This window comes from Vibrio sp. 10N.222.49.A3, from assembly GCF_041475145.1.
Classification (GTDB): Bacteria; Pseudomonadota; Gammaproteobacteria; order Enterobacterales; family Vibrionaceae; genus Vibrio; species Vibrio tasmaniensis_A.
In genome coordinates this window covers 20,831-47,787 of the sequence record NZ_JBFRVM010000085.1, presented here as the reverse complement: position 1 = coordinate 47,787, position 26,957 = coordinate 20,831, and the positions used below count along the sequence as shown (strand labels likewise).

The following is a 26,957-nucleotide window of genomic DNA, read 5'->3' as shown; positions in this document are numbered from 1 at the left end:
TTACAAGCTCACTTAAAGCAGTGAGAGTGTTATAAATTGACCAGTAAGCCACTCTGAGAGTGAAAACTGCTTACTCGATAGTCGTACTCTATCTTATTTTTCATGCAATCTTGATGACAGCATGAGCCAAATCCGTGAGTGCATTGTTTTAATAAAAGAGCCAGTTATAATAAAACACGAAGGTATAATTAAACAAATCAGGCTTAAGAGTCCATCAACTTGTTCTATTTTGTGTCTTTTAGGCGCGCAAATGATAGCTCAATTCCGTTTCTATGAAAACTTTTCAGCACACTTCGTTTACATTTTTGCAAGGTAGTTAACATGTCTACTCGCTCACGCAGCGCATCTCGTTCAGACAAACCGGCTCGTTCTGGTACCACATTAAAACAAAGCGGTAATAGACAGAATCAACACAGTGGCAAAAATGACACTGGCAGTTCACACAAAAAACCGCACTCCAGCAAACACCGATATAAAGGCAAAACTACCAACGCAAAGCCTAAGGTAGCACCCGAAGATCGCAAAGTGATTCTATTCAACAAACCTTTTGATACTCTCAGCCAGTTCACTGATGGCGAAGGTAGAAAAACGCTAGCGGATTTTATTCCCGTAAAAGATGTTTATGCTGCAGGTCGACTTGATCGTGATAGCGAAGGGTTAATGGTCTTGACCAATGATGGCATCTTTCAAGCTAAGTTGACTCAGCCGAACTCAAAATCGACCAAGACTTACTGGGTACAGGTTGAAGGTGCGCCTTCTGAGAAAGATTTAGATAAATTGAGAAAAGGTGTTGAGCTAAAAGATGGTATGACATTACCTGCAGAAGTAGAAGTGATGCAAGAACCTCAGGTTTGGGAAAGAACTCCTCCTGTGCGCTTCAGAGCGGCGATACCAACAACATGGTTAGCGATTACCATCATCGAAGGACGTAACCGTCAGGTAAGACGAATGACGGCAAACATAGGCTTCCCTACCCTGCGTCTAATCCGCTACTCAATGGGCAATATGAACGTGGGTCAGCTTCAGCCAGGTGAATGGAAAGAGATTTAGCTCTTACTGATACAGAAAAAGTATCGATACAGAAAAAGTACCAATATAGCAAAAGCGAGACTCTTATTAGTCTCGCTTTTTTGTAGATGAAGATTGATTACTCTTGGTCAATCATCCATTTACGGAATTCTTTGCGTTCTTGCTTAGAAGCTTTGATATACCAAGCCTGCAATTGCTCAACATTCTGAGTCTCAGCCAGTTTCACTGGTTTCTGAGCTTTGCCGCTTGTCTGTGCTGTCGTATTGTCTACCACAGAAGCCAATACCACAGCTTCCGCTGGTTTATCAAGTAACACGCCATCTTTAAAATAGACTGCCTTACTTGCATTATGCTCAGCTAGTCGAGACTCTAGACCGCCAAACGGTGCAAAACCGGGCTTACGTTCAATGACATCCTGTTGATATTTAATGGCGACATCATCCTGCAAAACGACCCATGATGGATTCACAGCTTCAAAGATCTTCTCAGCTTCCATATAGCTACGTACTTTTGGAGACTTAATTTCAACCTCTTCACCAGTAACATCAAAATTCAATACATAAGGTGCCGAAGAATAAACACCGCTGTTACCAAACTTTTTATCAAAGCGAACTAAAACCTGGTTAAAACCCTCATTAATTTGGTTTTCACTGATTTTATTTTGAGCAGCTTGACCATTAATGTACAGAATTGATACGCCTTTCTGAGGCGTTAGGGTTGCCGCACTTACACTGCCAATAACGCTTGTAAGTAAGCCCAAAGCTAACAATACTTTCTTCATCATGTCTCTCTTTAAAATCTAATAAACTACTCTTTATCCTAACAAAAAAGCCACCCTAAGGTGGCTTTTTTTCTAAAACTCGATTACGAGGTCATTAGAATGATGCTTCAACACCAATTGCTAGACCAGTATCTGTTTTGTAGTACTTTTCACCTTTGTCATTAAGACGTTTTGAATCGTAATCGATACCACCAACTTCCGCGTACACTTTAGTGTTTGGTGCGATTGCGTAAGTAGAGTTTACGAACCAACGATCTTCTTCTTTAACTTTATCGTCGTGGTCACCGATTGAGTAACCAGTGTTGAAGCCCCAAAGGCCCATAGTGTAACCAGCAGCAAATGCGATTGTTGAGTTGTCGTCATTCGCTTTGTCAGAACTTACACCGTAGTATGCTGTAGATAGGTAAACGTTTTCGATACCAGAGAATACTAGCTCAGCACCGTAACCTTGGTGGTCATATTTTGTGCTGTCATCTTGCTTAAGGTTAGCAACGAAAGCAGAAACGTCGAAATCAGTAAAACGGTAACCCATACGCGCATCAAAGTACTCAACGTCTGAACCTTTAGTTTCAGCATTCTTTGAACCGTCAATTTTATCTTGAACAAAACCAAGTGTAGCGTATAGAGCGCCATTATCGAAGTCGTAACGAACAGCTTCGTCAGCACATTCTTTAGTTTCGTTGTCTAGAAGTTTAGAGATGCCGTAAGCTTCATCTTTACCGATACCTAGATCATCAACAGCAGTACATAGGCGACCAAACTTAATTGAACCTAGAGTGTTGTGGTAAGCTGCAACGTATGTATCACCGTTACGAGTTTTTTCAGCATTTGCGTTATCAGAACCGTTAAATTCCCAGTAAGCGCCAACTTTCCACTCGTCGTTTACCATGTACTTAATATCAAAACCGAAGTCAGCATCTTCGATTTTTTGTTCCATTGAAGAACCTTTTTTGTACTCGTTGCTGTATACAACTTCGATGTCACCTTTAAGGTTAACAGAAACGCCGTCTTGGTTGTAAATTTCGATTGCTGCGTTTGCAGAACCAGCTGCTGTCATAACTGCTAGAGCTAATAGAGTCTTTTTCATAATAAATCCACTGCCTTTTCTAAAAATGGGAGATCCTTGCCCGGTTCCCTTTTATTTTTTATGACTGGTCATTACTACTCTTTGGTAGTTAATCACCGCCACTAAATTTCGTGGTCTAGATTGCAAAAGATTATCCTGCGTGTCAAATAAACTAAAAACAAACCTAAAAAAAACAAAAATACATAAAAATCATAGGTTTACATTTTTTTTCATCATTTTACGAGCAACTTACCCTTAAATTTAAAGGGAAATATAATAGCCCAAATAAAGAACAACTCAGTATAATACTCCACCAATTTAGGTTTAAATCGTAATTAACAGAACTTAACGCCTGCATCGTGCGATTTTTTAATATATATATTTCGTAACATAAATAAAATCGTTAAGTTCCTGAAGGTTCAGTTTTTTTTTGTGAACGAGATCTACCTTTGATTCAAAAGCAAGCTATTTTGCGGTAAATGTACCGACTAGTGATATGTGCTACTATCCTCGCTCCGTTACGTAGGTCACAGTATGCTAACTACTAAAATTCAAAATTCTATACGCACCAGTTATCAAAACCTCCAAGATCAGTTGGATAACTTTGTACCTCGACGTGCTCAAAATTACCTTGTTGCAGAAATAGCGAAGACACTTTGTGGTCAATACCACAAAAGTAATCGCATGATTGTTGCTGAAGCAGGTACCGGGATCGGGAAGTCACTGGCTTATTTAATGGCAACAATTCCTGTCGCCGTGCTCAACAATCGTAAAATCGTCATTTCAACAGCGACCGTTGCGCTACAAGAACAACTCGTCAATAAAGATCTCCCTCTATATAGACGACTTACTGATAGAGAGTTTTCTTTCATCTTAGCGAAAGGAAGGCAGCGTTATTGTTGTACAGAGAAGTTGGCCGCTGCGTGTGGGGTTGATGGTGGTCAAATGGCGATGTTCGAGTCCAAACCAAAAAAGAAAGACATCGAGCAACTGCAAACCATGTACCGCAGCCTCACCCAAGGTAAATGGGATGGTGACCGTGATTCGTGGCCAAAACCTATCGACAACATGATTTGGCAGATGATTGTCAGTGATAAGCACAGCTGTAACAACAGTATGCCTACGCACAGAGACTGCCCTTTCCAAAAAGCGCGCTCAGAGCTAGATAAAGCCGACGTGATTATCGCCAACCACAGTTTAGTGATGGCTGATGCGGACCTAGGCGGCGGTGTGATACTGCCAGAACCAGAAAATAGCATCTATATATTTGATGAAGCTCACCACTTGCCACACGTAGCGAGAGATCACTCCTCTGCTGCCGCAAGCTTAAAAGGTGCTGCCTCTTGGTTAGAGCGTTTGAATCAATCGATCACTAAGCTTTCGGGGCTAGCAGACGAGAAACGTGTTCATCGATTTAGAAATGAGTTGCAAGACTCAGTACAACAACTGATCCCGACTCTGACTAAAATGAGCAAACAGTTTGACGCTAGCCACTTCGAAGATGGCTTGTATCGCTTCGAGCATGGTGACTTACCTGAATGGTTAGAAAGCGAATCGAAAGATCTCAAACAATTAACGCAAAAGGCGAGCCAAGCCGTAGCAAAAATTGCAGACTTGATTGCAGAACGAGTTAAAGACGGAGAGCTTTCAGCAAAGCTTGCAGAGCCTGCGCTTGCCGAAATTGGCTTTTATATACAAAGAACAGAAAACCTTGCTCAAGTTTGGCGATTAATGGCTGAACCTAAGAGAGAAAAAGGGGCGCCTTTGGCTCGTTGGCTTGAATTAAGCAAAGAAAGCGAGGGAGACTTTGTTGTTAATGTCTCACCATTAGAAGTCGGTTGGCAACTGGACCAACAGATTTGGAGTCGTTGTGTTGGTGCAGTGTTAGTATCTGCGACCATGAGAGCACTCAACTCTTTCAGCTTTTTTTGTCATCAATCAGGTATCAGTCAAAAAGCAGAAGATGGCGTACAATTTCTTGCTTTGGCATCGCCGTTTGATTATCAGAACCAAGCGGAGTTAATCGTGCCAGCAATGAAGTACGAGCCTCAAGCTCCTCAGTTTACCGAATATCTTATTGAAATTTTGCCTAAGGTAATAGAAGACAACAAAGCCAATCTCATTCTATTCTCTTCTTATTGGCAAATGAACCAAGTGGCCGAAGCTTTGGCAACAGATTTCGTTAAAAAGTCGTGGGCGTTACAGGTTCAGGGGGATACCTCACGAACTGAAATCCTAAAAAAACATAAAAAGCTCATAGACCAAGGTAAAACCAGCGTTCTTTTTGGAACGGGTAGCTTTTCTGAAGGTCTTGATCTGCCTGGCGAGCTGCTTGAAAACCTTGTTATTACCAAGATTCCTTTTGGTGTTCCTACCTCACCTGTAGAGCGGGCACATTCAGAATATATTGAATCTCGTGGCGGTAATCCTTTTATGCAGATTACTGTTCCAGAAGCGAGTAAAAAGCTTATTCAATCTGTGGGTAGATTGCTGCGTAAAGAACGAGATTCTGGTAAAGTCACGATCCTTGATAGACGCATAGTCACGAAGCGATACGGAAAGTCCCTACTCGATTCGCTACCGCCTTTTAAAAGAACAATAAAATACTAATTTTCCTACCCTCGTGGTAGTTATGGGCCTGCCATCGCTAGGCCCTTGCATTCACAACCCAGCATGACTAATCCCTCGATTCTTCATGTGGCTGCCCGAACAGCCGATAACGAGAACACTAGCTATTTATGGAAATGATTGAGCCAACCATGTTGGTCATACTTGCCTTGGTTGCATTTGCTGCAGGCTTTATTGATGCTGTCGCCGGTGGCGGAGGAATGTTAACTGTACCAGCTTTGCTATCGCTTGGTTTACCACCACACATTGCACTCGGTACTAATAAGCTGGCCGCAACATTCGCCTCATCAACAGCCGCTTTTACTTACTATCGCAAGAAGCTGTTCAAACCTGAATGTTGGGTCAATGCTTTCATATCTACTTTAATAGGTGCAACAATCGGCACCCTGACTGTTGATGCCATAAGCACAGAGTGGTTAGAGAAGGTATTACCGCTAGTCATTCTTGCAGCAGCGGTCTATACCATTTTTCATAAGACTCCAGATGTGAGCCATAATGTGTCTCCTAAACCGTGCCCGGTACTCAAGAGAAAGCAAAAGTACCAAGGATTCATTCTCGGCTTTTATGATGGTGTTGCAGGCCCAGGAACCGGCGCTTTTTGGACTGTGAGCTCGATGGCGCTTTATCGTCTTAATATCTTACTTGCTTCTGGTCTATCTAAAGCCATGAACTTTACCAGTAACTTTACGTCTTTGGTGACCTTCGCAATTCTTGGTCATATTGATTGGGTTCTTGGTTTAACTATGGGTCTTTGTTTGATGGCTGGAGCATTTGTTGGGGCACATTCTGCTATTCGTTTCGGTGCTACATTTATACGACCTGTTTTTGTTACTGTTGTAAGCGTACTTGCGATTAAGCTGGCTTACGAAGCTTGGTTTGTAACCTTATAGCCCAGTCGCCCAAGGTAAGTAAAATGAATCATTTCTCTAAATTAAAAAGCGTCATTGATACCTTAATTGGCCATTGCTCGCAGGTTGATAAATCTCGAGGGGCTTATCATCAAGCCTTGTTCGATAGAACCTTGTTTAAGTGCAGCTCTTCTATTTTACTGCCCTACGCACTCGAAACTCAGGCAACGTACAACACTATTGTTCGAGAACAAGCGACAAACCAACTTACGGCTTCTCGGGCCAACTACCTGACAGAAAAACTCACTAATCAGATAGCTGCAATCCAAAGAGAACTAGCCAACCATGATTTAAGGTTAGATCGAAAAAGTAAGTCAGGAAAAAACCTTAACGACCTATACAACGAACTCGCTCAGCATCAAGATTGGCAAAAGCGACTGGTCGATTTAGTACGAGTACGCAAGTTAGCGTTTGATTCTGCGCCTCGCCACAGTAAGAAAAAAGCGGACGAGGCTTGGCAATTAGCAAAAGAACGATTAGAACGCTGCGAAGACTCCATGAAAAATATTGAAAGACTGATCAACTTAGAGAACCCTAAGCGAAATGAGCACTGATAACCCATCATCACCACTGGATAACGCCCCAGAAGAAGTTAAGTTAGCTGTCGACCTTATCTATCTGCTCGAAAGCAACGAAATCGACCCAAAGGTTGCGTTAGAAGCAATTAAGATTGTCCAACAAGATTTACAAGCCAAACTAGCATCTAGCATCTAGCATCTAGCATCTAGCATCTAGCATCTAGCATCTAGCATCTAGCATCTAGCATCTAGCATCTAGCATAAAAACATACAGGATTCACATGTACCAACTTAGCTTTTCTATGCCCGAGTTTCTTGAAAACTACTGGCATAAAAAACCAACCATCTTGAAAGGTGGCTTCCAAAATTTCATCGACCCAATTTCGCCGGAAGAACTTGCTGGTTTATCGATGGAAGAAGAAGTGGATTCTCGCTTTGTCTCTAACCTCAATAACCAATGGACTGCAGAACATGGTCCATTCTCAGAAGAGAAATTTGGCGAACTCACTGAAACACATTGGCAATTGATCGTTCAAGCGGCTAACCACTGGCATCAGGGTGCCAATCAGCTGACTGAAGCGTTCCAAGCGTTACCAAACTGGTTATTCGACGATCTAATGATCTGCTATTCAGCACCAGAAGGTGGCGTAGGCCCCCATATTGATCAATATGACGTATTCATCATTCAAGGCCAAGGTAAACGTCAGTGGAAGGTTGGCGCGAAAGATGTTGGCCAATACAAAGAGACCGTTCAAGCTTCTGCACTTCGTCAAATCGAAGGTTTTGACCCGATCATTGATGAAACTTTAGAGCCGGGCGATATCCTTTATATCCCACCAGGTTTCCCGCATGAAGGGAACACTTTAGAGCCGTCAATGAGCTACTCTATTGGCTATCGCTCCCCTAAAGAACAAGAGCTAATCAGCAACTTCGCCGATTTTGTACTTGCTCATGATATGGGTGACGTTCATCTTCACGATCCAGAATTCAAAACGCAAGATGGTTACGGCAAGATTCGTTCATCGGATTTAAGCAATCTAACTGACATGTTGAAATCTGCACTAGAGCAACCTGAAACCATCAGCGAATTCATGGGATGTTTGCTAAGCCAATCACGCCACCAGCTAGATATCGTCGCTCCTGAGCCATTATGGACAGAAGAAGAAATCGCCCAACACTTAGAGTCAGAAGGCGAGATCTGTCGAGTATCGGGGTTAAAGGCGCTATACCATGAGAATGAAAGCAACACAGCTTACATCAATGGGGAAGTCGTTAAAGTTGAACAGGCTGATTCTTCGCTACTAAACGTACTGTGTGATGATTCGGTAATTAACTCAACAACTAATCTTTCTCCTTCAGGTGTAACCGTCGTGACGGAATTGGTGAATAAAGGTTACTGGTTTATCGAAGACTAACATCGTTAATCGGTTTCGCGGATATCGCCAAGCCCTAGAGCCTTAGAGCCTTAGAGCCCAAGAAAAATAAAAGGGACAAATGAAATCTTCATTTGTCCCTTTTTCTATTCAATTGTTAACTAAGCTTAAAAGCTATACAGTGAACAACTAGGCTAAACCTTGAACTGATTAACCAATTTCTGCTGCTGTTGGGACAGTTGATCAATTTCGCTACCCACTTGTTCAGAAGCTGCGGCTTGATCCAAGATCTTCGCACTCAAATCACGGATATTAACGACACTTTGGTTCACTTCACCGGAAACCGATTGTTGCTCTTCTGCCGCTCTCACGATCTGGTTGTTCATATCACTGATCGCTTCTATAGAAGTAAAGATCGAACCCAGATCTTCGACCGCTTTTTGAACATGTAATGCCGTGTCGTTAGCGAGAATATTACCTTCTTGTATCGCTTCAACGACATCTTGAGTGCCCGCGTGGACCTTGTCGATCACCGCTCTGATTTCACCAACCGATGACTGTGTGCGACTTGCGAGGTTTCTTACCTCATCAGCAACGACGGCAAAACCTCGACCTTGCTCACCTGCACGAGCCGCTTCAATCGCCGCATTCAATGCCAGTAAGTTGGTTTGCTCAGAGATCCCTTCAATCACACTTAAGATCTCAGTGATGTTACCGTTATTTTTAGCCAACTCTTCAACAATAGGCACGGCGCTCGACATACGATCCACCAGCTTTCTCATCTCACCGGCAGAAAGTTCGATAACCTGTTGGCCTTGCTGAGCAGAACGATTCGCTTCACAAGCGGCATCAACGGCTACTTCAGCATTTTGTACCACTAAGCCCGAAGTCTGAGTCATCTCTTCTGCCGCGGTCGCCACAAGATCCACTTCTTTAAACTGAGACTCACTACTTTCACGAGTGCTTGATGCAGAGGCCTTCGCTTGGCTTGTCGTGCTCGCCACTTGCTCAGTGGTCTGAATCACCTCTTTAATGGTGTGTTGAAGCTTGTCTAAGAACAGGTTAAACCCTTGTGACAACTGACCAATTTCGTCTTGAGATTTCACTTCCAAGCGTTGCGTTAAATCACCTTCACCAGAAGCAATATCGTTCAGTCTCTCAACCACCTGTCGAATAGGCTTAACAATGGACAGTGAAGCAAAAGCGATGATCGCTAGACCGAAAAGAATAAAGCTAATACCCGCAATCACTTCAGTCTTAATACCTTCACTTAGCTTAGTACTAATAATGGCATCCAATTGATTCGCGTCAGCAACCACACTCTCTCTTGGAATCTCAAACAGCACACCCCAAGTTTGGTTAGCAGCGATAACAGGTGCAAATGCGAGTAACCACTCACCATTCTCACTCCATTGAGTCGTGACTTCACCACCAAAGATAAAGTCCGTCATAAGATCGCTACTTGTATTGTTGCTTTGAAAATTCGAACCAACCGCAATACTTTGATCATCAGAAGCGATAACGGAACCGTCTAAGCTAACGACGTAAACCGCGCCTGCACCTTCAAACAAGCTTTGATCCGATTGAGTGACAACATTGGTTAAACCATCGAGCCTTAAGTCGATGCCCAAGAAACCAATCGCCACATCATCAACGATGATAGGCACCGAAATCGAAGACGTAAGCAGTTCTTGACCACCGCTACTCACAACTCTTGGCGTACTAATACACGTTTGTCCAGATGACAAAGGACAGAAAAAGCGTTCGCTATTGCTGTTATCACTCAATGTTGATTCTGATAACACGTTTGGAAGAACATTCTCACCATTATCTGCGACCTTCCAATAAGGAGCAAAACGCCCTCTTTCATTCGAGCCGACATAATCCGCATCGACATAATTCGCATCTTCAGCATCAAGTAAATCGGGCTTGAAGACTAGGTAAGCCCCTTGAATAGAATCAAAGTTCAAAACGGAACGACGAACCATTTCATCTAACGCAGTACGAAGCTCTTCACTTGGGGTAAAGTTTTCGTCTGCGTTGTTCTTTAGAAACTGAGCACTAGAAGCCAACATTTCTGCTCGATAAATAGCTTCATCGACATAACGTTGAGTTTCCTGAGCATTAAGCTGAGAAACGGATGCCAACAACTGTTGAGTTTTGTTAATCACTGATTCTGAGCTTTGAGATTTTATGACCTGTTGATTGCTCGTCGCGTTGTAGATCGAGAAACCAATGAGAGACAGTGACGTAATGATTAAACAACAACCTGCTAAGAGGGTTATTTTCCACTGTACTGATAGAGAGCGCATTTAATATCCTTATTTAAGCCAAAAGACTTCCATAACCGTAACCATCACATTAGTAACAAACTGCTATGCACAATGTGAATGAGTTAGACGAATAGCTTAGCGGATAATTACAGCACAAATTACGTGCATATAAAACGAAAGTTTATAGAAATGTTAATAAATCGTGTATTTTGTCTGTTATTGCTTTGATTTCAATAGCTTTCAGCTTGTCAGACTTAGGCTTCTTTGTGCCTAAGCTTCCGGTCATGAATAACGCAAATTGCTTCAGAGCAGTTGCAACATTTCAAGGAAGCCTATGACTCCTTTTTATTTTATAACCTCAATAAATTCGGATTAGTTTTTATAATCCAAGCTATAGAATTTTATCTTGATCAACTTCACACTTTTTGGTTGCTAAGTAGACGCTCAATCTCTAATATCTCGCGCCTAGATTCCCAGGTTACTTTACTTATTTGGCTCTCCTTAATGGAACGCCAAGGCTTTTTACGTCCTAATTTTTGGAGAGATACGCAAATGTCCGCCACGTTTCCATTAGCGAAACTTACCTTTTTAATCGCTATCCTGACTGCCGTGGGTCAAATGACTCAAACGATGTACGTGCCTTCTATCGGTCATATGGCGGGTGAGTTCTTGGTTTCAGCATCTTCGCTTCAAGCTGTGATGGCGTGCTACCTGATCCCTTATGGTCTGTCGCAATTTGCATACGGTCCACTTTCTGATCGCCTAGGTCGCAAACCAATCATCGTCGTCGGTTTGTTCATCTACATCATCGGTACTTTGGTGGCATTGTTTGCTCACGAATATGAATGGTTTTTAGCAGGTAGCTTTATACAAGGTTTGGGCATCGGTTGTGGTGGTGCGATGTCTCGTACATTGACTCGCGACTGTTTTGAAGGCGCAGAACTGCACCGCGCAAACAGCTTAATTAGCATGTGTGTGATTTTCTCACCATTGATGGCTCCTGTATTAGGTGGGTACTTAACAGAAGCTTTCGGTTGGCGTTCTAGCTACTTGTTCCTGGCGCTGTTTGGTATCGCAGTGGTGATCACCATGATGACGAGCATGATGGAAACTCTGCCAAAAGAACGACGCAAACATGAATCGGTTGCCAACAGCTACAAATTCGTTCTATCTGACAAACGTTTTCAAGGTTTCTTATTGGTATTGGTCGCAACATTTGCAGGTGTAGCGGTATTTGAAGCTGCGGCAGGTGTATTGCTTGGCGGTGTACTTGGCTTGCCTGCAACCACAGTAAGCTTGTTGTTTGTATTACCTATTCCAGGTTACTTAGTCGGTGCTGGCCTATCTAGTTACATCGCACAACGTCGCTCTGAGCGTCGCGCACTGAATGTTGGACTAGTTGCTATCTTGGTAGGGTCTACCGTGGTGTTGATACCAGGTCTATTTGGTCAAACAACAGCATTAACTTTGATTGGTGGTGCTACGATTTACTTTTTGGGCGCTGGTATCTTATTCCCGGCGGCAACAACAGGGGCGCTTTCGCCATTCCCGTACCACGCAGGTACTGGAGGTGCGATTTTGGGTGGTATGCAAAACCTAGGTGCTGGCATCGCAACACTACTGGCCTCGTTCTTCCCAGCTCAAGACCAACTTCCGCTCGGTTGCTTGATGATTGCAATGTCATTCATCGCCATGCTTGGTTTACGTTGGGTTAATCGTAAACCTGACCATTCAAACGAAATGCCATTGGCTATCTAAAGTAAACTCTACCTCAGCTCAAACAACGAAGAGGGACAGACTAAAAAGTGTGTCCCTTTTTCATTGCACGTTTCCCCCAGCTCACATCTACCATCGATTCCATTAAACATTACTTTGATTTATTGAAAACAATAACAGACACTTACGCTGAAAGTACCAATCCAGAATCCAATTATAAATAACATCACTGGAAGAAAACTAACCACTAAAGGATGCTGGCATTAAAACGAGTAAGGTACACAATAGGATATACAGATGCGTTTCGCTTTAACCACATTAGCCGTATCGGCCGCACTTGTCGCCGGATGCAGCAACCAAGGAATAACAACCATGGACCACAACTCTCCATCGCAACTCATCGCACATCAAACCCAAGCTCCCGTAGCTAAGAAAGTCCCTCATGCAATGACGATTCATGGTAATACCCGAATCGATGATTATTACTGGATGCGTGATGATGAGCGCCAAGACCCAGAGATCTTGCAGCATCTTGAGCAAGAAAACCAGTACGCAGAGGCCGTGCTGAAACACACTGAAGCATCACAAGAACAGTTATTTGAAGAGATCAAAGGCCGAATCGCAAAAGACGACCATTCGGTTCCAGTTCGCAAAGGCAGCTACTACTACTCGAATGAAGTCACAGGTGACAACGAATACCCAGTTCACTTGCGTGAAAATGACTTTTTAGGTACAGACAAGCAAGTCATCTTAGATGTTAACGAACTAGCAAAAAACCATGAATTTTTCAGCATAGGTGGCTTAACGATCAGCCCAAGCGAAAACTTGTTGGCCTATGGCGAAGACACGCTGAGCCGCCGTATTTACACCATCAAGATTAAAGACCTCACGACAGGTGAATACCTAAAAGATGAAATTGAAGGTGCTTCGAGCACTATTGCATGGCAAAACGACAACCAAGCCTTTTACTACATCAAAAAAGATCCACAAACATTACTTGGTTATCAAGTTTACCGCCATGTGTTAGGCACACCTCAAACAAGCGATGAGCTAATCTACGAAGAAGCCGATAGCGCTTATTACACCTCTTTAAGTAAAAGCAAAGATGGTGAACAGGTCTACATTTGGCACTCGAGTACAGAAACCAGCGGTGTTTCAGTCATAGATGCCAACAACCCAAACGCTAAAGCTGAAGCTTTCTACCCACGAGAAACGGGTATCGAGTACAGCATCGCTAAGCTAGGTGATTGGTACTACATCTACACCAACTACCAAGCGGTCAACTTCCGTTTAATGAAAGTCACTGCTAAAGAGATGCATGACCGCTCTAAATGGGTCGATGTCATTCCTGCTGACGAGAATACTCAGCTTGTTGACTTCGAGCTGTTTGATGACCATCTGGTTTACGAGCAACGTGCGAATGGCTTGTCTACAGTGAAAGTTCGTCAACTCTCAACAGGGAAAGAGTTCCCACTTGAATTTAACGACACTGCTTTTGCTGCTTACCTAACAAGTAACTATGAATTAGATAACTCAAAAGTTCGCGTCTATTACAGCAGCTTAACCACGCCAGGTACTTACTATGATTTCGACCTAAGTTCAGGAGAATCCGAAGTCATGAAACAAACACCTGTATTGGGTGATTTCGAAGCGGATAACTACCAATCAGAGCGAATTATGGTAACGGCTCGCGATGGTAAGCAAGTACCTGTGTCTTTGGTATATCGCAAAGACTTATTCAAGAGGGACGGCACTAACCCAATCTACCAATACGGCTATGGCTCTTACGGCCACACAATCGAACCAACCTTTGGATCGGCTCGCCTCAGCTTACTTGATCGCGGATTCGTTTATGCTATCGCACATATCCGTGGTTCAGAAATGCTTGGTCGCCCTTGGTATGAAGATGGCAAGAAACTGACCAAACAAAACACGTTCAACGACTTTATTGATGTCACTAAAGGGCTTGTTGAAGAAGGTTATGGTGCTAAAGATAAAGTATTTGCGGTAGGCGGGTCTGCTGGCGGCCTATTGATGGGCGCAATCATCAACCAAGCACCAGAACTTTATCGTGGTATTGGTGCACATGTTCCGTTTGTAGACGTGGTGACGACTATGCTTGATGAATCGATTCCTCTCACCACAAACGAGTATGACGAATGGGGCAACCCCAACGATAAAACCTACTACGATTACATGCTAGGTTACTCGCCATATGACAATGTGAAAGTTCAAAGCTACCCGAACATGTTGGTAACAACAGGCCTGCATGACTCACAAGTACAATACTTTGAACCCATGAAGTGGGTTGCGAAGCTGCGTGAGATGAAAACAGACAACAACGTGCTGCTGTTCAAAACCGATATGGAAGCCGGTCACGGTGGCGCTTCTGGTCGATTTAAGCGACTAAAAGAAGACGCACTTGAATACGCGTTCTTTTTAGACTTGCTAAAGACTCAGTAGATTCTGCGAAAAAGTGAGTATTCACACCATTTTGTCGCTATTAAGGGGCGACAAAATGGCGACAGAAATTATTAAGCATGGTTAAATACGATTAATCATGAAACCCGCCAAATCAGCAAGCCCTTGAAAAGCAAGCAATCACAAGGGTTTACGAGAGGTATAAAAACAAATGAAAGTAATCAGCTTCAACATCAATGGCCTTAGAGCCCGTCTTCATCAGCTTCAAGCTATTATCGATAAGCACCAACCTGATGTGATTGGTCTACAAGAGATCAAAGTGCACGATGAAGCCTTCCCACTAGCCGATGTTGAAGCTATGGGTTACAAGGTCTACTTCCACGGTCAAAAGGCTCACTACGGTGTGGCTATGCTTTGTAAGCAAGAGCCAATTTCGGTACAAAAAGGCTTTCCTACAGACAATGAAGACCATCAAAAGCGTATGATCATGGCGACGTTTGAAGATGAAAACGGTGAGAAGGTCACTGTACTAAATGGTTACTTCCCTCAAGGCGACAACATTAAGCATGAAACCAAATACCCGTACAAGCGCCAGTTCTACAAAGACTTAATGACGTACCTGAACGATTACCACAACAAAGATGAACAAGTGATCGTAATGGGCGACATTAATATCAGCCCTACCGATATTGATATCGGCATTGGTGAACCTAATGCGAAACGTTGGTTGAAAACCGGTAAATGTTCTTTCCAACCAGAAGAACGCGAATGGTTGAAAACATTGATGGATTGGGGCTTTGTGGACAGCTTCCGTTTACTACACCCTGAAGTGAACGATCAATACTCATGGTTTGATTACCGCTCAAAAGGCTTCGTGGACAACCGCGGCCTGCGCATTGATGTGGTACTTGCGACTCAGAAGCTTGCTGACAAGTGTACTGAAGCGGGCATCGACTACGAACTACGCGGCATCGAAAAACCGTCAGATCACGCGCCAATTTGGTCGACGTTTAAGTAGTTACTTTTAGGTAACAGAACTTAGCCATATCAAGTAGCTGGTAAATCGTGTTCACTAGGCTAACCAGAAGCGAATAACGAAAGAGAGGAGTTAATATCTCCTCTCTTTTTTCGTCGTGACTCTATCTGCCATATACCTAATTAAGCGGCCAAGCGGTCGTGCCGTCAACATCTAACGGCGTCTTAGCAAATTCATCTAAGCAATAGCCTTGATTAGACGATGCAAAATATGTCAAAGGCATGTTACTTAGACTAAGCGCTGTGACTTGTTGCTTCGCTTTATCACTGAAACTGAATCCCCACATATCTAAGTATTGCTTCATATCCCTTTCTGCTATGTAGCTTAATGCGATAAGCAACCAGTCATTGTTGGTGATGCCTTCGGCTTCCTGTTTGGTGTAATCTGAAAAGCCAATCGAGCCTTTACCGTTGTTCCAGAGAGTATCACTGGCTTTCAAGCGATTAAACTCGCGTTCAATCAAGTGTAAGCGCCCTAGTAAATGCCAACCTGAATTCAATACACCTTGCTGCTCAGTCAACATCATCATTTGAATGAACATACGAGCTCCCCAACTCCAACCCGTTTGATTTTGAGCCGCCATAAAAGCGTTTGGATCTGGTTGAGTTCGGCTCTGCTGTAACAATTGATACTGCCCTTTAAAGTCTAGGCTTTGGCAAGACGATACCTTTGCCGTGTCTTTGTAATACTTTGATTTACTGAAATACGAATAGTAGTTGGTTGTTGAGTGGCCTTCCCATCCAGAGAATCTAAAACGTCCTCTTTCCAGTCCATGACCAAGCTCGTGCAAATCACCATGCCCTAGAGGATGAAAAGACCAATAAGCATCGTAAGGGTTTCCTGAACAACCGTAACCACAAGTCGCTTGATCGGCATTCATGTGCTTTACAATATCAATGTTCGCAATTTCCCAGCCCTTTGCCTCTCCGTATTGGTGTATTTCAGCAATTTCATCAATTCCAGGCCCTTTGAAACCCGCAAGTGCATGAGGAAGGTTGTGTACGTAACGCTCTGTGGCGAGAGCCATATCATGCGGCTGTGCCCAATCAGAAGCTCCGATAGACTCTTTCATCTTGTCTAGTTTAGAGTGAACTTCAAATCCGGGAGTCACCAACTCAGCCCAGTCAAAGTTACCTTCTTCGAGCTGCGCGACAAAGCTATCGTTGTCCGCTTTACTTCGCCAAACAGGGTGTTGGGCAACATTTTCAAAACGCAGCTCTACATCGATATCGTTGGTATCAAAATGAACTTGTAATGTCCCGCCATAGGCAGAGGTCAGGTATATCGTTTCTCCATGTTTTACGGGGTAAGTTACCGAAGTCAAAAACTTCGGCCTTGCATAGCCGTCTTTACCCGAAAACTCATGAGTCGCACCGCTACGTAGTGTGTTAAGGGCAATCGACGTTGCCACTTTGTTATTATCTAATCGCGTCACTTTGATCGTCTTACCAGGTAAGGCATATACACCCGCCGCACGGAAGTTTTTCTTTGACTCTAAAGTAATAATCTTGGTGATGAGAGGGACATTCTTAAAGTTCTTGGTGCTGAAGTTCCCTAAACTCGGCTGTGCTGCGTTATGTTGTCGAGTGTTGTATGTCGCGTAATCACTGTAATACGACCGAAGAAAGTCGATTCTATCTGTTACGTCTTTACCCATTGGGTACTTAACGTCTTGTCGGTAGCGATCAGCAAGTAGCAGTAACAGCTTTTCATATTCGTAGTTCTTGGATGCAAAGAGATCAATTTTTTTGCTATCAAGCGTCGTTAGGTGTGAACGAATACTGTTCGCGGCCTTATAAAACTCTTCATCCATGTTGGACTCATCTGGGCAAGATTTGTCATCACATAAATTCAAGTCAACAGTGAAACTATCGAGTTTCAGGCGCTGTAAAAGTGCTTGTTGTTTGACGATATTATCTGGCATTCGATCAATCAGTTGCGTTGAATCCCAATTTGACAGCCCTAGCCTGCGCCAATAGTTATCACCAACATACGTCATATGCATTTCTGCAAATAGTGCGTTGCCTAAGTCCGTCATACCGCCATCAAGATGCAAGTACAGTACGGGAATCTTTTTGTTGAACGCCAAACGTAACCCCGTCATTACATCGTTAATTTCGTCACCATCATTTAACTTTTGAGACAAAATCAATAAATCAGGGTTGTTCGTTTCAATACATTGACTTAATTTGCTGCCGTCACAGGCGTTATCATCATTGATAACCATCGAAGGATTGATGTTGCTCGTTAGCCAGTTTCGCGTTGCTTTGTCATCAGGAAAATAATAAGACTGATCCATCTGAGCCAAGACAACATTCTTAGGTGAACTTGTGCCTGATGCCCAACCCACCAAGTTTTTCAACCACACTTCCATTTCTGCGTTGACTGAATCCGTTGAACGTTGCTTAGTTCGAAATGGGTTACTTGCTAACGCAGCGTAACGACTACCGCTCGATGTATAACCTGCAATACCAATCGCAAGCTCTTGGTCAGTATATCCACTCTGCATCGCTTTATTGGTTTGCAGGATGACATCGTTGAAGCCGTAAGTTGGTAAGATTATCGCGGCATCGTGTGTTGGATCCCAATGAAGATTGCGCAGCGGCGTGCCGTCTGAATTTTTAGACAGAGACTGTTTAATTTGACTGTAATCAGATTTGTATTGGGCAACGAGCGTTTGGCTGGCGTCAATAAACTCATTGGCATTAGATACAAGGGATGCATCTCCGGATTCAAGCGCTTTTTGTACCGCCGTTTTACTCGGAGGTTGAGCGGAATCACTAGAACCACCACATGCAGAAAGTAGTAGAGACGACGGCAAAATTAGACACAAAGATAAGATGTTTTTTTTCATTGTTATACGACACTCAAAAAAATTGGAGCAAGTGTATCTATGGGTTTAATGAAGTCAATTGATTCGACTAATGGGTTCGTAATTTATGGAGTGAATTTAACAAATACCACTTAAACTTATTAGAACCCGAACAATTGAATTGAAATTAAAAACGGCGCTACAAGAGCGCCGTTTATCTAAGAAAATCTGTATCGTAGAGTTAACTTAACGGTCTTAGGTAAGCAAGGAAACGCTTCTCTGCGAATTTGAAAATCGCAATGATGATAAACGTTAGCGCCATGTAGAATAGACCTGCAGTTAGGAAAGACTCGAATGGAGCGTAGTAACGAGAGTTGACCAAACGTGCAGCACCAGTTAGATCCATAATGGTTACGATACCTGCTACCGCTGAACCATGAAGCATAAAGATAACTTCGTTACTGTAAGCCGGTAATGCACGACGTAGAGCACTTGGCAAAATGATGCGGCGGTAAGTCTTTGGTGTGCTCATGCCGTACGCTTTCGCGGCTTCAACCTCACCTTTCGGTAAGCCATTAATAGCACCACGAATGATCTCTGCAGTATATGCTGATGTGTTCAGAATAAACGCAACTAAAGCACAGAACCACGCGTTTTCCCATAGTGTATCTTTTACTGGGAAGAATTGGTCCATACCGTAGTAAATCAGGTACAACTGCACCAATAACGGCGTACCACGGAAGAAATAAATGAACGACCAAGCCGGAGCGTTAATCAGCATATTTGGACTATTGCGAGCGATAGCTAATGGTATGGCTACGAATAAGCCAACAATCAAAGCGACACAAACCATCCAAGCCGTTGTCCACAAACCACCAAGGTAAATCGGCAGGCTTTCAATTATCAATGAAAAGTCCATAACTACCTCGCGTGGATACTGAATTTACGTTCAACCAACTTAAGTAAGCCCGTCGAAACACTGGTGAAGAATAAGAAGATGATTGCCACCGTCATATAGAAGGTAAATGGCATTTTGGTTGAACCCGCCGCCAGAGCGCTAACACGTACCATGTCTTCAAGGCCAATAATAGAAACCAGCGCGGTAGTTTTTAGTAAAACCAACCAGTTATTACCAAACCCCGGCAATGCGTGACGAATCATTTGCGGTAATAGAATACGACGGAATGCTAAGACAGGGCCCATGCCATAGGCCTTTGCCGCTTCCATCTCACCGCTGTCGACAGCCATTATCGCACCACGGAAGGTTTCTGCCATGTACGCGCCGAAGATGAATCCAATGGTTAAGACGCCAGCAATGAATGGGCTGACATCAATATAATCAGGTAGGTAAGCGGTCCATTCGTGGTTAGGGTCACTTGATGTGAACCACTCATTGAGCCACTCATTGATGGAATACAAACTGTTGTTTAAAAGGATTTGTCCACCAAAGAAAATTAGCATCATCAATACGAGATCGGGTATACCTCGAATAACGGTTGTGTAGAGGGTTGCAATTGCACGAGCCCAGCGATAAGGCGCGAGTTTAGCTAAGGCACCTAGCATACCAAGAACCATAGCTAAAATTAGCGACAGTAAGGCAACTTCGATTGTAAGCACCGCCCCTTTCAGGATCGACGCTTCATATCCTTGTAAATCAAACATAATGAATTCCAACAGAACTGCGAAAAAGTTGGTAAGACAGGGAGAGGTGAGCCTCTCCCTTAAGAAGTGACGCTAAAGATTACTTACCGTATACGTCGTAGTTGAAGTATTTAGCAGCGATATCTTGGTAGATGCCTTTTTCACGTAGTGAAAGGATTGCAGCATCTAATTGCTTAGTCAGATCTTTGTCTTGCTTACGTAGAGCAATACCAAAACCTTCACCGAACCACTTAGGATCAGTGAGTGATGGACCAACAAACTCGTAGTCTTCACCACCCGCTTTGTTTAGTACACCTTCTTCTAGAGCAGATGCATCACCCAGTACAGCAGCAACACGACCGTTAGCTAGATCAAGGTAAGCTTCGTCAAATGAACCGTAACGAACGATTTCTACTGTGTCGCCGTAGTTATCTGTTAGGTACTTGTCGTGAGTTGTTGCACGTTGAACGGCAATTTTTTGACCACTTAGATCATCAAAGTTAAGGCCTGCACCTTTTTTAGCGATGAACTTGTTCGGGATAAGTGCGTATTTACCTGTGAAATCGATCTTTTTCTTGCGTTCTTCCGTGATAGACATTGCCGCAATGATCGCATCATATTTACGAGCAAGCAGAGAAGGAATAATACCATCCCAATCTTGTGCAACGATCTTACACTTCACCTGCATTTCAGTACAAAGCGCGTTAGCCATATCGACATCGAAGCCTTTCAGCGAACCGTCAGCTTCTGTCCAGCTAAATGGAGGGTAAGCACCTTCAATACCGAAACGTACTGTTTTCCATTCTTTTGCTTGAGCTACGCCCGTTGCAGCAGTTGCAGCAAGTGCCGCGACTAATAACCACTTTTTCATATCCCTACTCCTGTGATTTAGGTTTTTATGTTTTGCTAATTTTAATATTGTGTTTGTTGTTACTTATTAACTTACTTGTTGTGTTTCATTGTTAACACTGTCGCCATTTACCTTAGCAACAGCATTTCAATTCTGATTAGTAAATCGATGAGATAAATTGTTGTAATCGCTCAGATTCAGGCTCAGTAAACAGTTTAGCTGGATCGCCCTGTTCTTCCACCAAGCCTTGATGTAAGAACATCACATGATTTGATACGTCACGAGCAAAAGCCATTTCATGTGTTACCACAAGCATGGTTCTTCCTTCTTCTGCTAGATCGCGCATTACACCAAGTACTTCCCCTACTAACTCAGGATCAAGTGCCGATGTTGGTTCATCAAATAGCATTACTTCAGGATCAACCGCTAACGCTCTTGCAATCGCCGCACGCTGTTGCTGTCCGCCAGATAAATGACCCGGGTAGTAATCTTTGCGTTCATATAGCCCTACTTTCTTCAGTAGCAGCTCAGCATTTTCAATCGCTTGTGCTTTAGGTACACCTAAGACGTGAACAGGCGCTTCGATAACATTTTCGAGAACGGTCAGATGAGACCACAGGTTGAAACCCTGAAAAACCATTGCTAAGCGAGAACGGATTCGCTGTACTTGTTTTTCATTGGCAGGAACAGAAACACCTTGGCGGTTGTTTTTCATTTGAATTAATTCACCATTAACCCAAATTTCGCCGGCGGCAGGTGTCTCTAAAAGGTTGATACATCTAAGGAAAGTACTTTTACCCGACCCTGAAGATCCGATAATCGATACTACATCGCCTTTATGCGCAGAAAGTGAAATTCCCTTTAAAACTTCATTTTGACCAAACGTTTTGTGTAAATCCTTTATGTCCAGCGCTGGTACATCTTTCATGCGCTTTCTCTCCCAAGTTTGTGAAAATGCAAGGTACTCCGACCTTTTCATGCGATACAAACTAGCACCACACGAAACAACATGCAACAAATTATTAACCTAATAACTGAGAATAAATAGCGATTAACTCTGACTTATTATGCAATGAACAGCGTTTTAGTCTCAATTTACTGAATGAAATGTATCAACAAGCTGTAATTACGACTCTGACATTGTTTAAATAAAGTTAATCAAAATGAGATTCTCGTAGCTTGATGCCTCACAAGAAAAACACGTTTTGTGAACTTAAAAACTGCGCTTCCGACAAAATCTAACACCCGCAGTAGTACACCAAACTCACTATACGAGAACGTCATTTAAAGGCCATTGAGTGGTTAAAACTTCATGGGCAACTAAGAGACCAGTTACTAATAGTGAAACCACTCAGTAAGTAAGAGGTATCCGGCTGATGCTTTGTAGAGCAAGGCATGAAGAAGATAGCTAACGTCAATTTGTGAAAACTAATTACACAATTCATCAACGGTACGTTAATGAATCGCTTCGTTTTGTAGCTTTCTTTCACATAAACTCATAAAGTGATCAAGATCAATCACCCAAAAGGGTAAGCTTGTTAGACTCAGCAGCAAAGAATAAGGCATTAAAAATGCCAAACATTTCTTTTAACTTAGCTGCATAAAGCACATCAAAACCGTGCAACATAATATTAATAAGTTATAACTAAGAAATAACGCAATTACGCGAAATTTTATAATTCAATTTTAGAATTACTAACATAAAAATATGAGGAATCTATGTCAGACGTTGTGAATAATGCGAACTCTGAAGTAGAAGAGAAAAGCTATAAAGAGCTACACCGCCCTGCTTCTGAATTTGAGAGCCGCTCAGATTACTTAGATCACGAACTTCAAATCATGAAGCCTCGTCGTTTTGGCCTAAACCTTCCAGGCCGTGATTTCCGTTTTGAACTTGAAGACCTTGTTCCTGCACTTGCTGGTACCATCGGTATCATCGCGATGTACTCTGCAGTAATGATGTCTTGGGCTGATGGCCTAACTCAAGCTTGGGATCACGTAAACCTAGGTAAAGACTTCGCGATTGAAGTTGCTCGTGTAGAAATGCTGATTCCTGCACTGCTGTTCTGTATCCTTGCTTCTGGTTTCTTCAACCCTAAAGCAAACCTTGCCGGTAACCACGGCCCAATGATTCCTCTTATTGGTACCATCGCTCTCGCTGGTGCTCACCCTCTTGCATTGGCTATCCTTATCGGTGTCTTCGGTCTAATCCTAAGTTTCCTAAAAGGCGGCTCCAAGCTGGTTAACCTGACTTCGGAAGGTACCGCTGGTGGCTTGCTCATTTTCTTAGGCCTAACGGGTACCATGAGCCAAATTAACTCGATTCAAGCATGGGCGGTTGGTCTTCAATCTTCTACTGTTGAAGCGGGCAGCATGGGTTACGTTGGTTTAATCGTTCTTGCTATTACTATTGCTATCTATGCTTTCTTAGCAAAAGTGAACAAGCGTTGGTTAGCTATCCCAGTTTGTGCATTCACAGGCCTTGCTATTGCATTAGCATTGGGCGCTGGTTTCGATATCGTATTCGAAACTGAAATGGGTATCCCAAACCTAAACCCAGTTTACTGGTGGGGTTCGACTTCTGAAGGTTGGATGCTTGGCTTGCCAAACGTTGAACACTTCATCGCTTCTCTACCATTTGCAATCCTAGCGGTAGCGATGTGGTCACCAGATTTCCTAGGTCACCGTATCTTCCAAGAACTAAACTACCCTAAAAAGTCTGAAAAAGTTCTGATGGACGTTGATGACACTATGACTATGTGTTCTGTGCGTCAAATGGTAGGTACAGCGGTTGGTGGTGGTAACATCACTTCTTCTTGGGGTACTTACATGATCCCAGCAGCAATCGCGAAACGTCCAATTCCTGGCGGCGCAATCTTGCTTGGTTCTCTATGTATTATTGTTGCGATTCTTGGTTTCCCAATGGACGTTGCAGTATGGCCACCAGTGATGCGTGTTGCGCTACTTGTAGGTGTATCTCTACCTCTACTTGAAGCGGGTATGCAAATGGTTAAGGATTCAAAGGATTCTCAAGCAGCTGGTATCTGTATCTTCGGTTCAGCGGTTGTTAACCCTGTATTAGCATGGGCTCTGACTATGCTTCTTGATAACAACGGTCTAATTGGTGATAAAGAGCGTGCGAAGCGTCTATCATTTGTAGACAAGATTGTAATCCCAGTTGGCGTTTTAGTTATCTGTTTAGTAGCAATGCTTGCAGTTGGTATGCTAGAAAGTCAGTATGGCCTAAAAGCTTGGCTATAATGCTCATTACTACACAAAAGTAGTATCGGGATTAAAAAAAAGTTTGGGTGGCAACCCCTGCCACTCAAATTTTTTCAACTTTTTTTGGCATTTATTGATTTAGTTTAAGGTTTACAGAAATTTTTTAGCGTAGTCTTGAATACATAGAGTAAAGACAACATATAAAAGGTAGTGACAATATATATAACCATATGACGCTCATATGCTCATATATATTGTTATTAATAAGAGTGTACTACCCTTACGAGGGGCGCTGGCTCAACAGTGTTAATGTACGTATTTTTTCTACTAAAAAGGTAGGTATGTCATGGCAGAGCAATTTGCTAAAGCTTGGGAAGATTTTGCTGCAGGTGAGTGGCAAAGCGAAGTAAACGTTCGTGATTTCATTCAAAAGAACTACACGCCATATGAAGGCGACGAGTCTTTCCTAGTTTCTGAGGGTACTGAAGCAACTAACAAGCTTTGGTCTTCGGTAATGGAAGGTATCAAACAGGAAAACGCAACTAAAGCACCTGTAGATTTCGATACTTCTGTTATCTCTACCATTACTGCTCACGATGCAGGTTACATTGAGAAAGATCTTGAGACTATCGTTGGTCTACAAACTGAGAAGCCACTAAAACGTGCAATCATCCCTAACGGTGGTGTACGTATGGTTGAAGGTTCTTGTAAAGCATACGGTGAAACTCTTGACCCAATGGTTTCAAAAATCTACTCAGAATACCGCAAAACACACAATGCTGGCGTTTTCGATATCTACACTCCTGATATCCTAAAATGTCGTAAGTCTGGTGTTCTGACTGGTCTTCCTGATGCTTACGGCCGTGGTCGTATCATTGGTGACTACCGTCGTGTTGCACTTTACGGTATCAACTTCCTAATGAAAGACAAAGCTGCTCAATTCGCTTCTCTACAAGAGCGTTTCGAGAACGGCGAAGATCTTGCTGCTACAATGCAATTGCGTGAAGAGATCTCTGAGCAACATCGTGCTCTAGGTCAAATCAAGCAAATGGCTGAGAAATACGGTTTCGATATCTCTGAGCCAGCTCAAACTGCTCAAGAAGCTATTCAGTGGACTTACTTCGGCTACCTAGCTGCGGTTAAATCTCAAAACGGTGCTGCAATGTCTCTAGGTCGTACTTCGACTTTCCTAGACATCTACATCGAGCGTGATATCGCTGCTGGCAAAATCACAGAAGACCAAGCACAAGAGATGATCGACCACTTCGTAATGAAGCTGCGTATGGTTCGTTTCCTACGTACTCCTGAGTACGATGAGCTATTCTCTGGCGACCCAATCTGGGCTACAGAGTCTATGGGTGGTATGGGTGTTGATGGTCGTACGCTAGTAACGCGTTCGAACTTCCGTTTCCTAAACTCTCTATACACTATGGGTCCTTCTCCAGAGCCAAACATCACTGTTCTTTGGTCTGAGCAACTACCTGACGGCTTCAAACGTTTCTGTGCGAAGGTATCTATCGATACTTCTTCTATCCAGTACGAAAATGATGACCTAATGCGTCCTGACCTTGAGTCTGATGATTACGCTATCGCTTGTTGTGTATCTCCAATGATCGTTGGTAAGCAAATGCAGTTCTTCGGTGCTCGTGCTAACCTTGCGAAAACAATGCTTTACGCAATCAACGGCGGTGTGGACGAAAAACTTAAGATGCAAGTTGGTCCTAAAGAAGCGCCAATGACTGACGCTGTTCTTGATTACGATAAAGTAATGGACCGTCTAGATCACTTCATGGACTGGTTAGCTAAGCAATACGTGACAGCTCTAAACAGCATTCACTTCATGCACGACAAGTACAGCTACGAAGCGTCTCTAATGGCTCTTCATGACCGCGACGTTCGTCGTACTATGGCTTGTGGTATCGCTGGTCTGTCTGTTGCTGCTGACTCACTGTCTGCAATCAAATTCGCGACTGTTAAACCAATCCGCGACGAAGATGGCATTGCAACTGACTTCGAAATCGAAGGCGATTACCCTAAATACGGTAACAACGACTCTCGTGTAGATGACATTGCTTGTGAACTAGTTTCTACGTTCATGAACAAGATCCGTAAGCTTAAGACTTACCGTGATTCAATCCCTACACAGTCAGTTCTTACTATCACGTCTAACGTGGTATACGGTAAGAAAACGGGTAACACTCCAGACGGTCGTCGTGCTGGCGCTCCTTTCGCTCCTGGTGCAAACCCAATGCACGGTCGTGATGAGAAAGGCGCTGTAGCTTCACTAACGTCTGTAGGTAAACTACCGTTTGCTGATGCTCAAGATGGTATCTCTTACACTTTCTCTATCGTGCCAAACGCACTAGGTAAAGAAGAAGATAGCCAACGTGCTAACCTTGCAGGCCTAATGGATGGTTACTTCCACCACGAAGCTGGCATTGAAGGTGGTCAACACCTTAACGTGAACGTTCTTAACCGTGAAACTCTAGAAGACGCAGTTAAGCACCCTGAGAAATACCCTCAGCTAACGATTCGTGTTTCTGGTTACGCTGTACGCTTTAACTCTCTGACTACAGAGCAGCAAGCTGACGTAATCGCACGTACATTTACTGAGTCTCTATAAGCTCACGCTCAATAGACAGTAAAAACTATTAGCCTCGCCAATGTGCGGGGCTTTTTTATA

General features: G+C 43.2%; 19 protein-coding genes. 11 read left to right on the top strand and 8 right to left on the bottom strand.

What is annotated here, in order from left to right; translation table 11 throughout:
- The first annotated feature begins 321 nt into the window (after positions 1-321).
- Positions 322-1,050 (top strand): pseudouridine synthase, encoded by a 729-nt coding sequence (locus AB4589_RS15960; RefSeq protein WP_372031937.1) that lies wholly within the window; start codon positions 322-324, stop codon positions 1,048-1,050.
- A 97-nt stretch (positions 1,051-1,147) separates the two neighbouring features.
- On the opposite strand, the gene AB4589_RS15955 is transcribed toward AB4589_RS15960, so the two are convergent.
- Positions 1,148-1,813 (bottom strand): DUF2057 family protein, encoded by a 666-nt coding sequence (locus tag AB4589_RS15955; RefSeq protein ID WP_372101094.1) that lies wholly within the window; start codon positions 1,811-1,813, stop codon positions 1,148-1,150.
- A 91-nt stretch (positions 1,814-1,904) separates the two neighbouring features.
- Positions 1,905-2,897, bottom strand: a complete 993-nt coding sequence (locus tag AB4589_RS15950; RefSeq protein ID WP_372031943.1) for a porin — start codon at positions 2,895-2,897, stop codon at positions 1,905-1,907.
- Positions 2,898-3,410: 513 nt separating this feature from the next.
- Between AB4589_RS15950 and dinG the strand changes: the two genes are divergently transcribed.
- The 5 genes from dinG to AB4589_RS15925 all read left to right on the top strand — a co-directional run bounded on the left by dinG (position 3,411) and on the right by AB4589_RS15925 (position 8,345).
- Positions 3,411-5,486: an ATP-dependent DNA helicase DinG gene (gene dinG / locus AB4589_RS15945; protein WP_102248924.1), complete on the top strand. Its 2,076-nt coding sequence runs from the start codon at positions 3,411-3,413 to the stop codon at positions 5,484-5,486.
- Between the two features lie 128 nt (positions 5,487-5,614).
- Entirely contained in the window at positions 5,615-6,394 is a 780-nt protein-coding gene (locus tag AB4589_RS15940) for a TSUP family transporter (protein WP_009846330.1), read from the top strand.
- Between the two features lie 23 nt (positions 6,395-6,417).
- Positions 6,418-6,966, top strand: a complete 549-nt coding sequence (locus tag AB4589_RS15935) for a primosomal replication protein (protein ID WP_009846329.1) — start codon at positions 6,418-6,420, stop codon at positions 6,964-6,966.
- A complete protein-coding gene (gene rsmS / locus AB4589_RS15930) occupies positions 6,956-7,126 on the top strand; it encodes a pleiotropic regulatory protein RsmS (RefSeq protein ID WP_086049099.1) in 171 nt (56 codons plus the stop codon). The genes AB4589_RS15935 and rsmS overlap by 11 nt, the downstream gene beginning before the upstream one ends.
- Positions 7,127-7,211: 85 nt before the next feature.
- A complete protein-coding gene (locus AB4589_RS15925) occupies positions 7,212-8,345 on the top strand; it encodes a JmjC domain-containing protein (RefSeq protein ID WP_372101092.1) in 1,134 nt (377 codons plus the stop codon).
- Positions 8,346-8,497: 152 nt separating this feature from the next.
- Here the strand turns inward: AB4589_RS15925 and AB4589_RS15920 are convergent, their stop codons facing one another.
- On the bottom strand, positions 8,498-10,615 hold the full coding sequence (locus tag AB4589_RS15920) for a methyl-accepting chemotaxis protein (RefSeq protein ID WP_372101090.1): 2,118 nt from the start codon (positions 10,613-10,615) through the stop codon (positions 8,498-8,500).
- Between the two features lie 513 nt (positions 10,616-11,128).
- Here AB4589_RS15920 and emrD point away from each other — a divergent pair.
- The 3 genes from emrD (at position 11,129) to xthA (ending at position 15,731) form a co-directional block, all read left to right on the top strand.
- Positions 11,129-12,334 carry a multidrug efflux MFS transporter EmrD gene (emrD, locus tag AB4589_RS15915; RefSeq protein WP_371707376.1) on the top strand — a complete coding sequence of 402 codons (1,206 nt, stop codon included), beginning with the start codon at positions 11,129-11,131 and terminating at the stop codon, positions 12,332-12,334.
- 330 nt (positions 12,335-12,664) lie between these two features.
- Positions 12,665-14,755, top strand: a complete 2,091-nt coding sequence (locus AB4589_RS15910) for a S9 family peptidase (protein ID WP_372101115.1) — start codon at positions 12,665-12,667, stop codon at positions 14,753-14,755.
- A gap of 169 nt (positions 14,756-14,924) precedes the next feature.
- Complete coding sequence (gene xthA / locus AB4589_RS15905) at positions 14,925-15,731, top strand: exodeoxyribonuclease III (RefSeq protein ID WP_017102068.1); 807 nt, start codon at positions 14,925-14,927, stop codon at positions 15,729-15,731.
- A gap of 136 nt (positions 15,732-15,867) precedes the next feature.
- On the opposite strand, the gene AB4589_RS15900 is transcribed toward xthA, so the two are convergent.
- From AB4589_RS15900 to AB4589_RS15880, 5 genes are all read right to left on the bottom strand, one after another.
- On the bottom strand, positions 15,868-18,603 hold the full coding sequence (locus AB4589_RS15900) for an ImpA family metalloprotease (protein WP_372101087.1): 2,736 nt from the start codon (positions 18,601-18,603) through the stop codon (positions 15,868-15,870).
- A 199-nt stretch (positions 18,604-18,802) separates the two neighbouring features.
- On the bottom strand, positions 18,803-19,480 hold the full coding sequence (locus tag AB4589_RS15895) for an ABC transporter permease (protein ID WP_017097697.1): 678 nt from the start codon (positions 19,478-19,480) through the stop codon (positions 18,803-18,805).
- A gap of 2 nt (positions 19,481-19,482) precedes the next feature.
- On the bottom strand, positions 19,483-20,223 hold the full coding sequence (locus AB4589_RS15890) for an ABC transporter permease (protein WP_012603591.1): 741 nt from the start codon (positions 20,221-20,223) through the stop codon (positions 19,483-19,485).
- A gap of 79 nt (positions 20,224-20,302) precedes the next feature.
- On the bottom strand, positions 20,303-21,073 hold the full coding sequence (locus AB4589_RS15885) for an ABC transporter substrate-binding protein (protein WP_009846319.1): 771 nt from the start codon (positions 21,071-21,073) through the stop codon (positions 20,303-20,305).
- 136 nt (positions 21,074-21,209) lie between these two features.
- A complete protein-coding gene (locus AB4589_RS15880; RefSeq protein WP_372101085.1) occupies positions 21,210-21,980 on the bottom strand; it encodes an ABC transporter ATP-binding protein in 771 nt (256 codons plus the stop codon).
- A gap of 791 nt (positions 21,981-22,771) precedes the next feature.
- Here AB4589_RS15880 and AB4589_RS15875 point away from each other — a divergent pair.
- Complete coding sequence (locus AB4589_RS15875; RefSeq protein ID WP_009846317.1) at positions 22,772-24,313, top strand: DUF3360 family protein; 1,542 nt, start codon at positions 22,772-22,774, stop codon at positions 24,311-24,313.
- 307 nt (positions 24,314-24,620) lie between these two features.
- Positions 24,621-26,897: a formate C-acetyltransferase gene (gene pflB, locus AB4589_RS15870; RefSeq protein ID WP_372101083.1), complete on the top strand. Its 2,277-nt coding sequence runs from the start codon at positions 24,621-24,623 to the stop codon at positions 26,895-26,897.
- The last annotated feature ends 60 nt before the right edge of the window (positions 26,898-26,957 follow it).

What these genes read in the sequence shown, in the direction of transcription:
- AB4589_RS15960 (WP_372031937.1), top strand. Translation starts at nt 322, where the DNA reads ATGTCTACTCGCTCACGCAGCGCATCTCGTTCAGACAAACCGGCTCGT.
- AB4589_RS15955 (WP_372101094.1), bottom strand. Translation starts at nt 1,813, where the DNA reads ATGATGAAGAAAGTATTGTTAGCTTTGGGCTTACTTACAAGCGTTATT.
- AB4589_RS15950 (WP_372031943.1), bottom strand. Translation starts at nt 2,897, where the DNA reads ATGAAAAAGACTCTATTAGCTCTAGCAGTTATGACAGCAGCTGGTTCT.
- dinG (WP_102248924.1), top strand. Translation starts at nt 3,411, where the DNA reads ATGCTAACTACTAAAATTCAAAATTCTATACGCACCAGTTATCAAAAC.
- AB4589_RS15940 (WP_009846330.1), top strand. Translation starts at nt 5,615, where the DNA reads ATGGAAATGATTGAGCCAACCATGTTGGTCATACTTGCCTTGGTTGCA.
- AB4589_RS15935 (WP_009846329.1), top strand. Translation starts at nt 6,418, where the DNA reads ATGAATCATTTCTCTAAATTAAAAAGCGTCATTGATACCTTAATTGGC.
- rsmS (WP_086049099.1), top strand. Translation starts at nt 6,956, where the DNA reads ATGAGCACTGATAACCCATCATCACCACTGGATAACGCCCCAGAAGAA.
- AB4589_RS15925 (WP_372101092.1), top strand. Translation starts at nt 7,212, where the DNA reads ATGTACCAACTTAGCTTTTCTATGCCCGAGTTTCTTGAAAACTACTGG.
- AB4589_RS15920 (WP_372101090.1), bottom strand. Translation starts at nt 10,615, where the DNA reads ATGCGCTCTCTATCAGTACAGTGGAAAATAACCCTCTTAGCAGGTTGT.
- emrD (WP_371707376.1), top strand. Translation starts at nt 11,129, where the DNA reads ATGTCCGCCACGTTTCCATTAGCGAAACTTACCTTTTTAATCGCTATC.
- AB4589_RS15910 (WP_372101115.1), top strand. Translation starts at nt 12,665, where the DNA reads ATGGACCACAACTCTCCATCGCAACTCATCGCACATCAAACCCAAGCT.
- xthA (WP_017102068.1), top strand. Translation starts at nt 14,925, where the DNA reads ATGAAAGTAATCAGCTTCAACATCAATGGCCTTAGAGCCCGTCTTCAT.
- AB4589_RS15900 (WP_372101087.1), bottom strand. Translation starts at nt 18,603, where the DNA reads ATGAAAAAAAACATCTTATCTTTGTGTCTAATTTTGCCGTCGTCTCTA.
- AB4589_RS15895 (WP_017097697.1), bottom strand. Translation starts at nt 19,480, where the DNA reads ATGGACTTTTCATTGATAATTGAAAGCCTGCCGATTTACCTTGGTGGT.
- AB4589_RS15890 (WP_012603591.1), bottom strand. Translation starts at nt 20,223, where the DNA reads ATGTTTGATTTACAAGGATATGAAGCGTCGATCCTGAAAGGGGCGGTG.
- AB4589_RS15885 (WP_009846319.1), bottom strand. Translation starts at nt 21,073, where the DNA reads ATGAAAAAGTGGTTATTAGTCGCGGCACTTGCTGCAACTGCTGCAACG.
- AB4589_RS15880 (WP_372101085.1), bottom strand. Translation starts at nt 21,980, where the DNA reads ATGAAAGATGTACCAGCGCTGGACATAAAGGATTTACACAAAACGTTT.
- AB4589_RS15875 (WP_009846317.1), top strand. Translation starts at nt 22,772, where the DNA reads ATGTCAGACGTTGTGAATAATGCGAACTCTGAAGTAGAAGAGAAAAGC.
- pflB (WP_372101083.1), top strand. Translation starts at nt 24,621, where the DNA reads ATGGCAGAGCAATTTGCTAAAGCTTGGGAAGATTTTGCTGCAGGTGAG.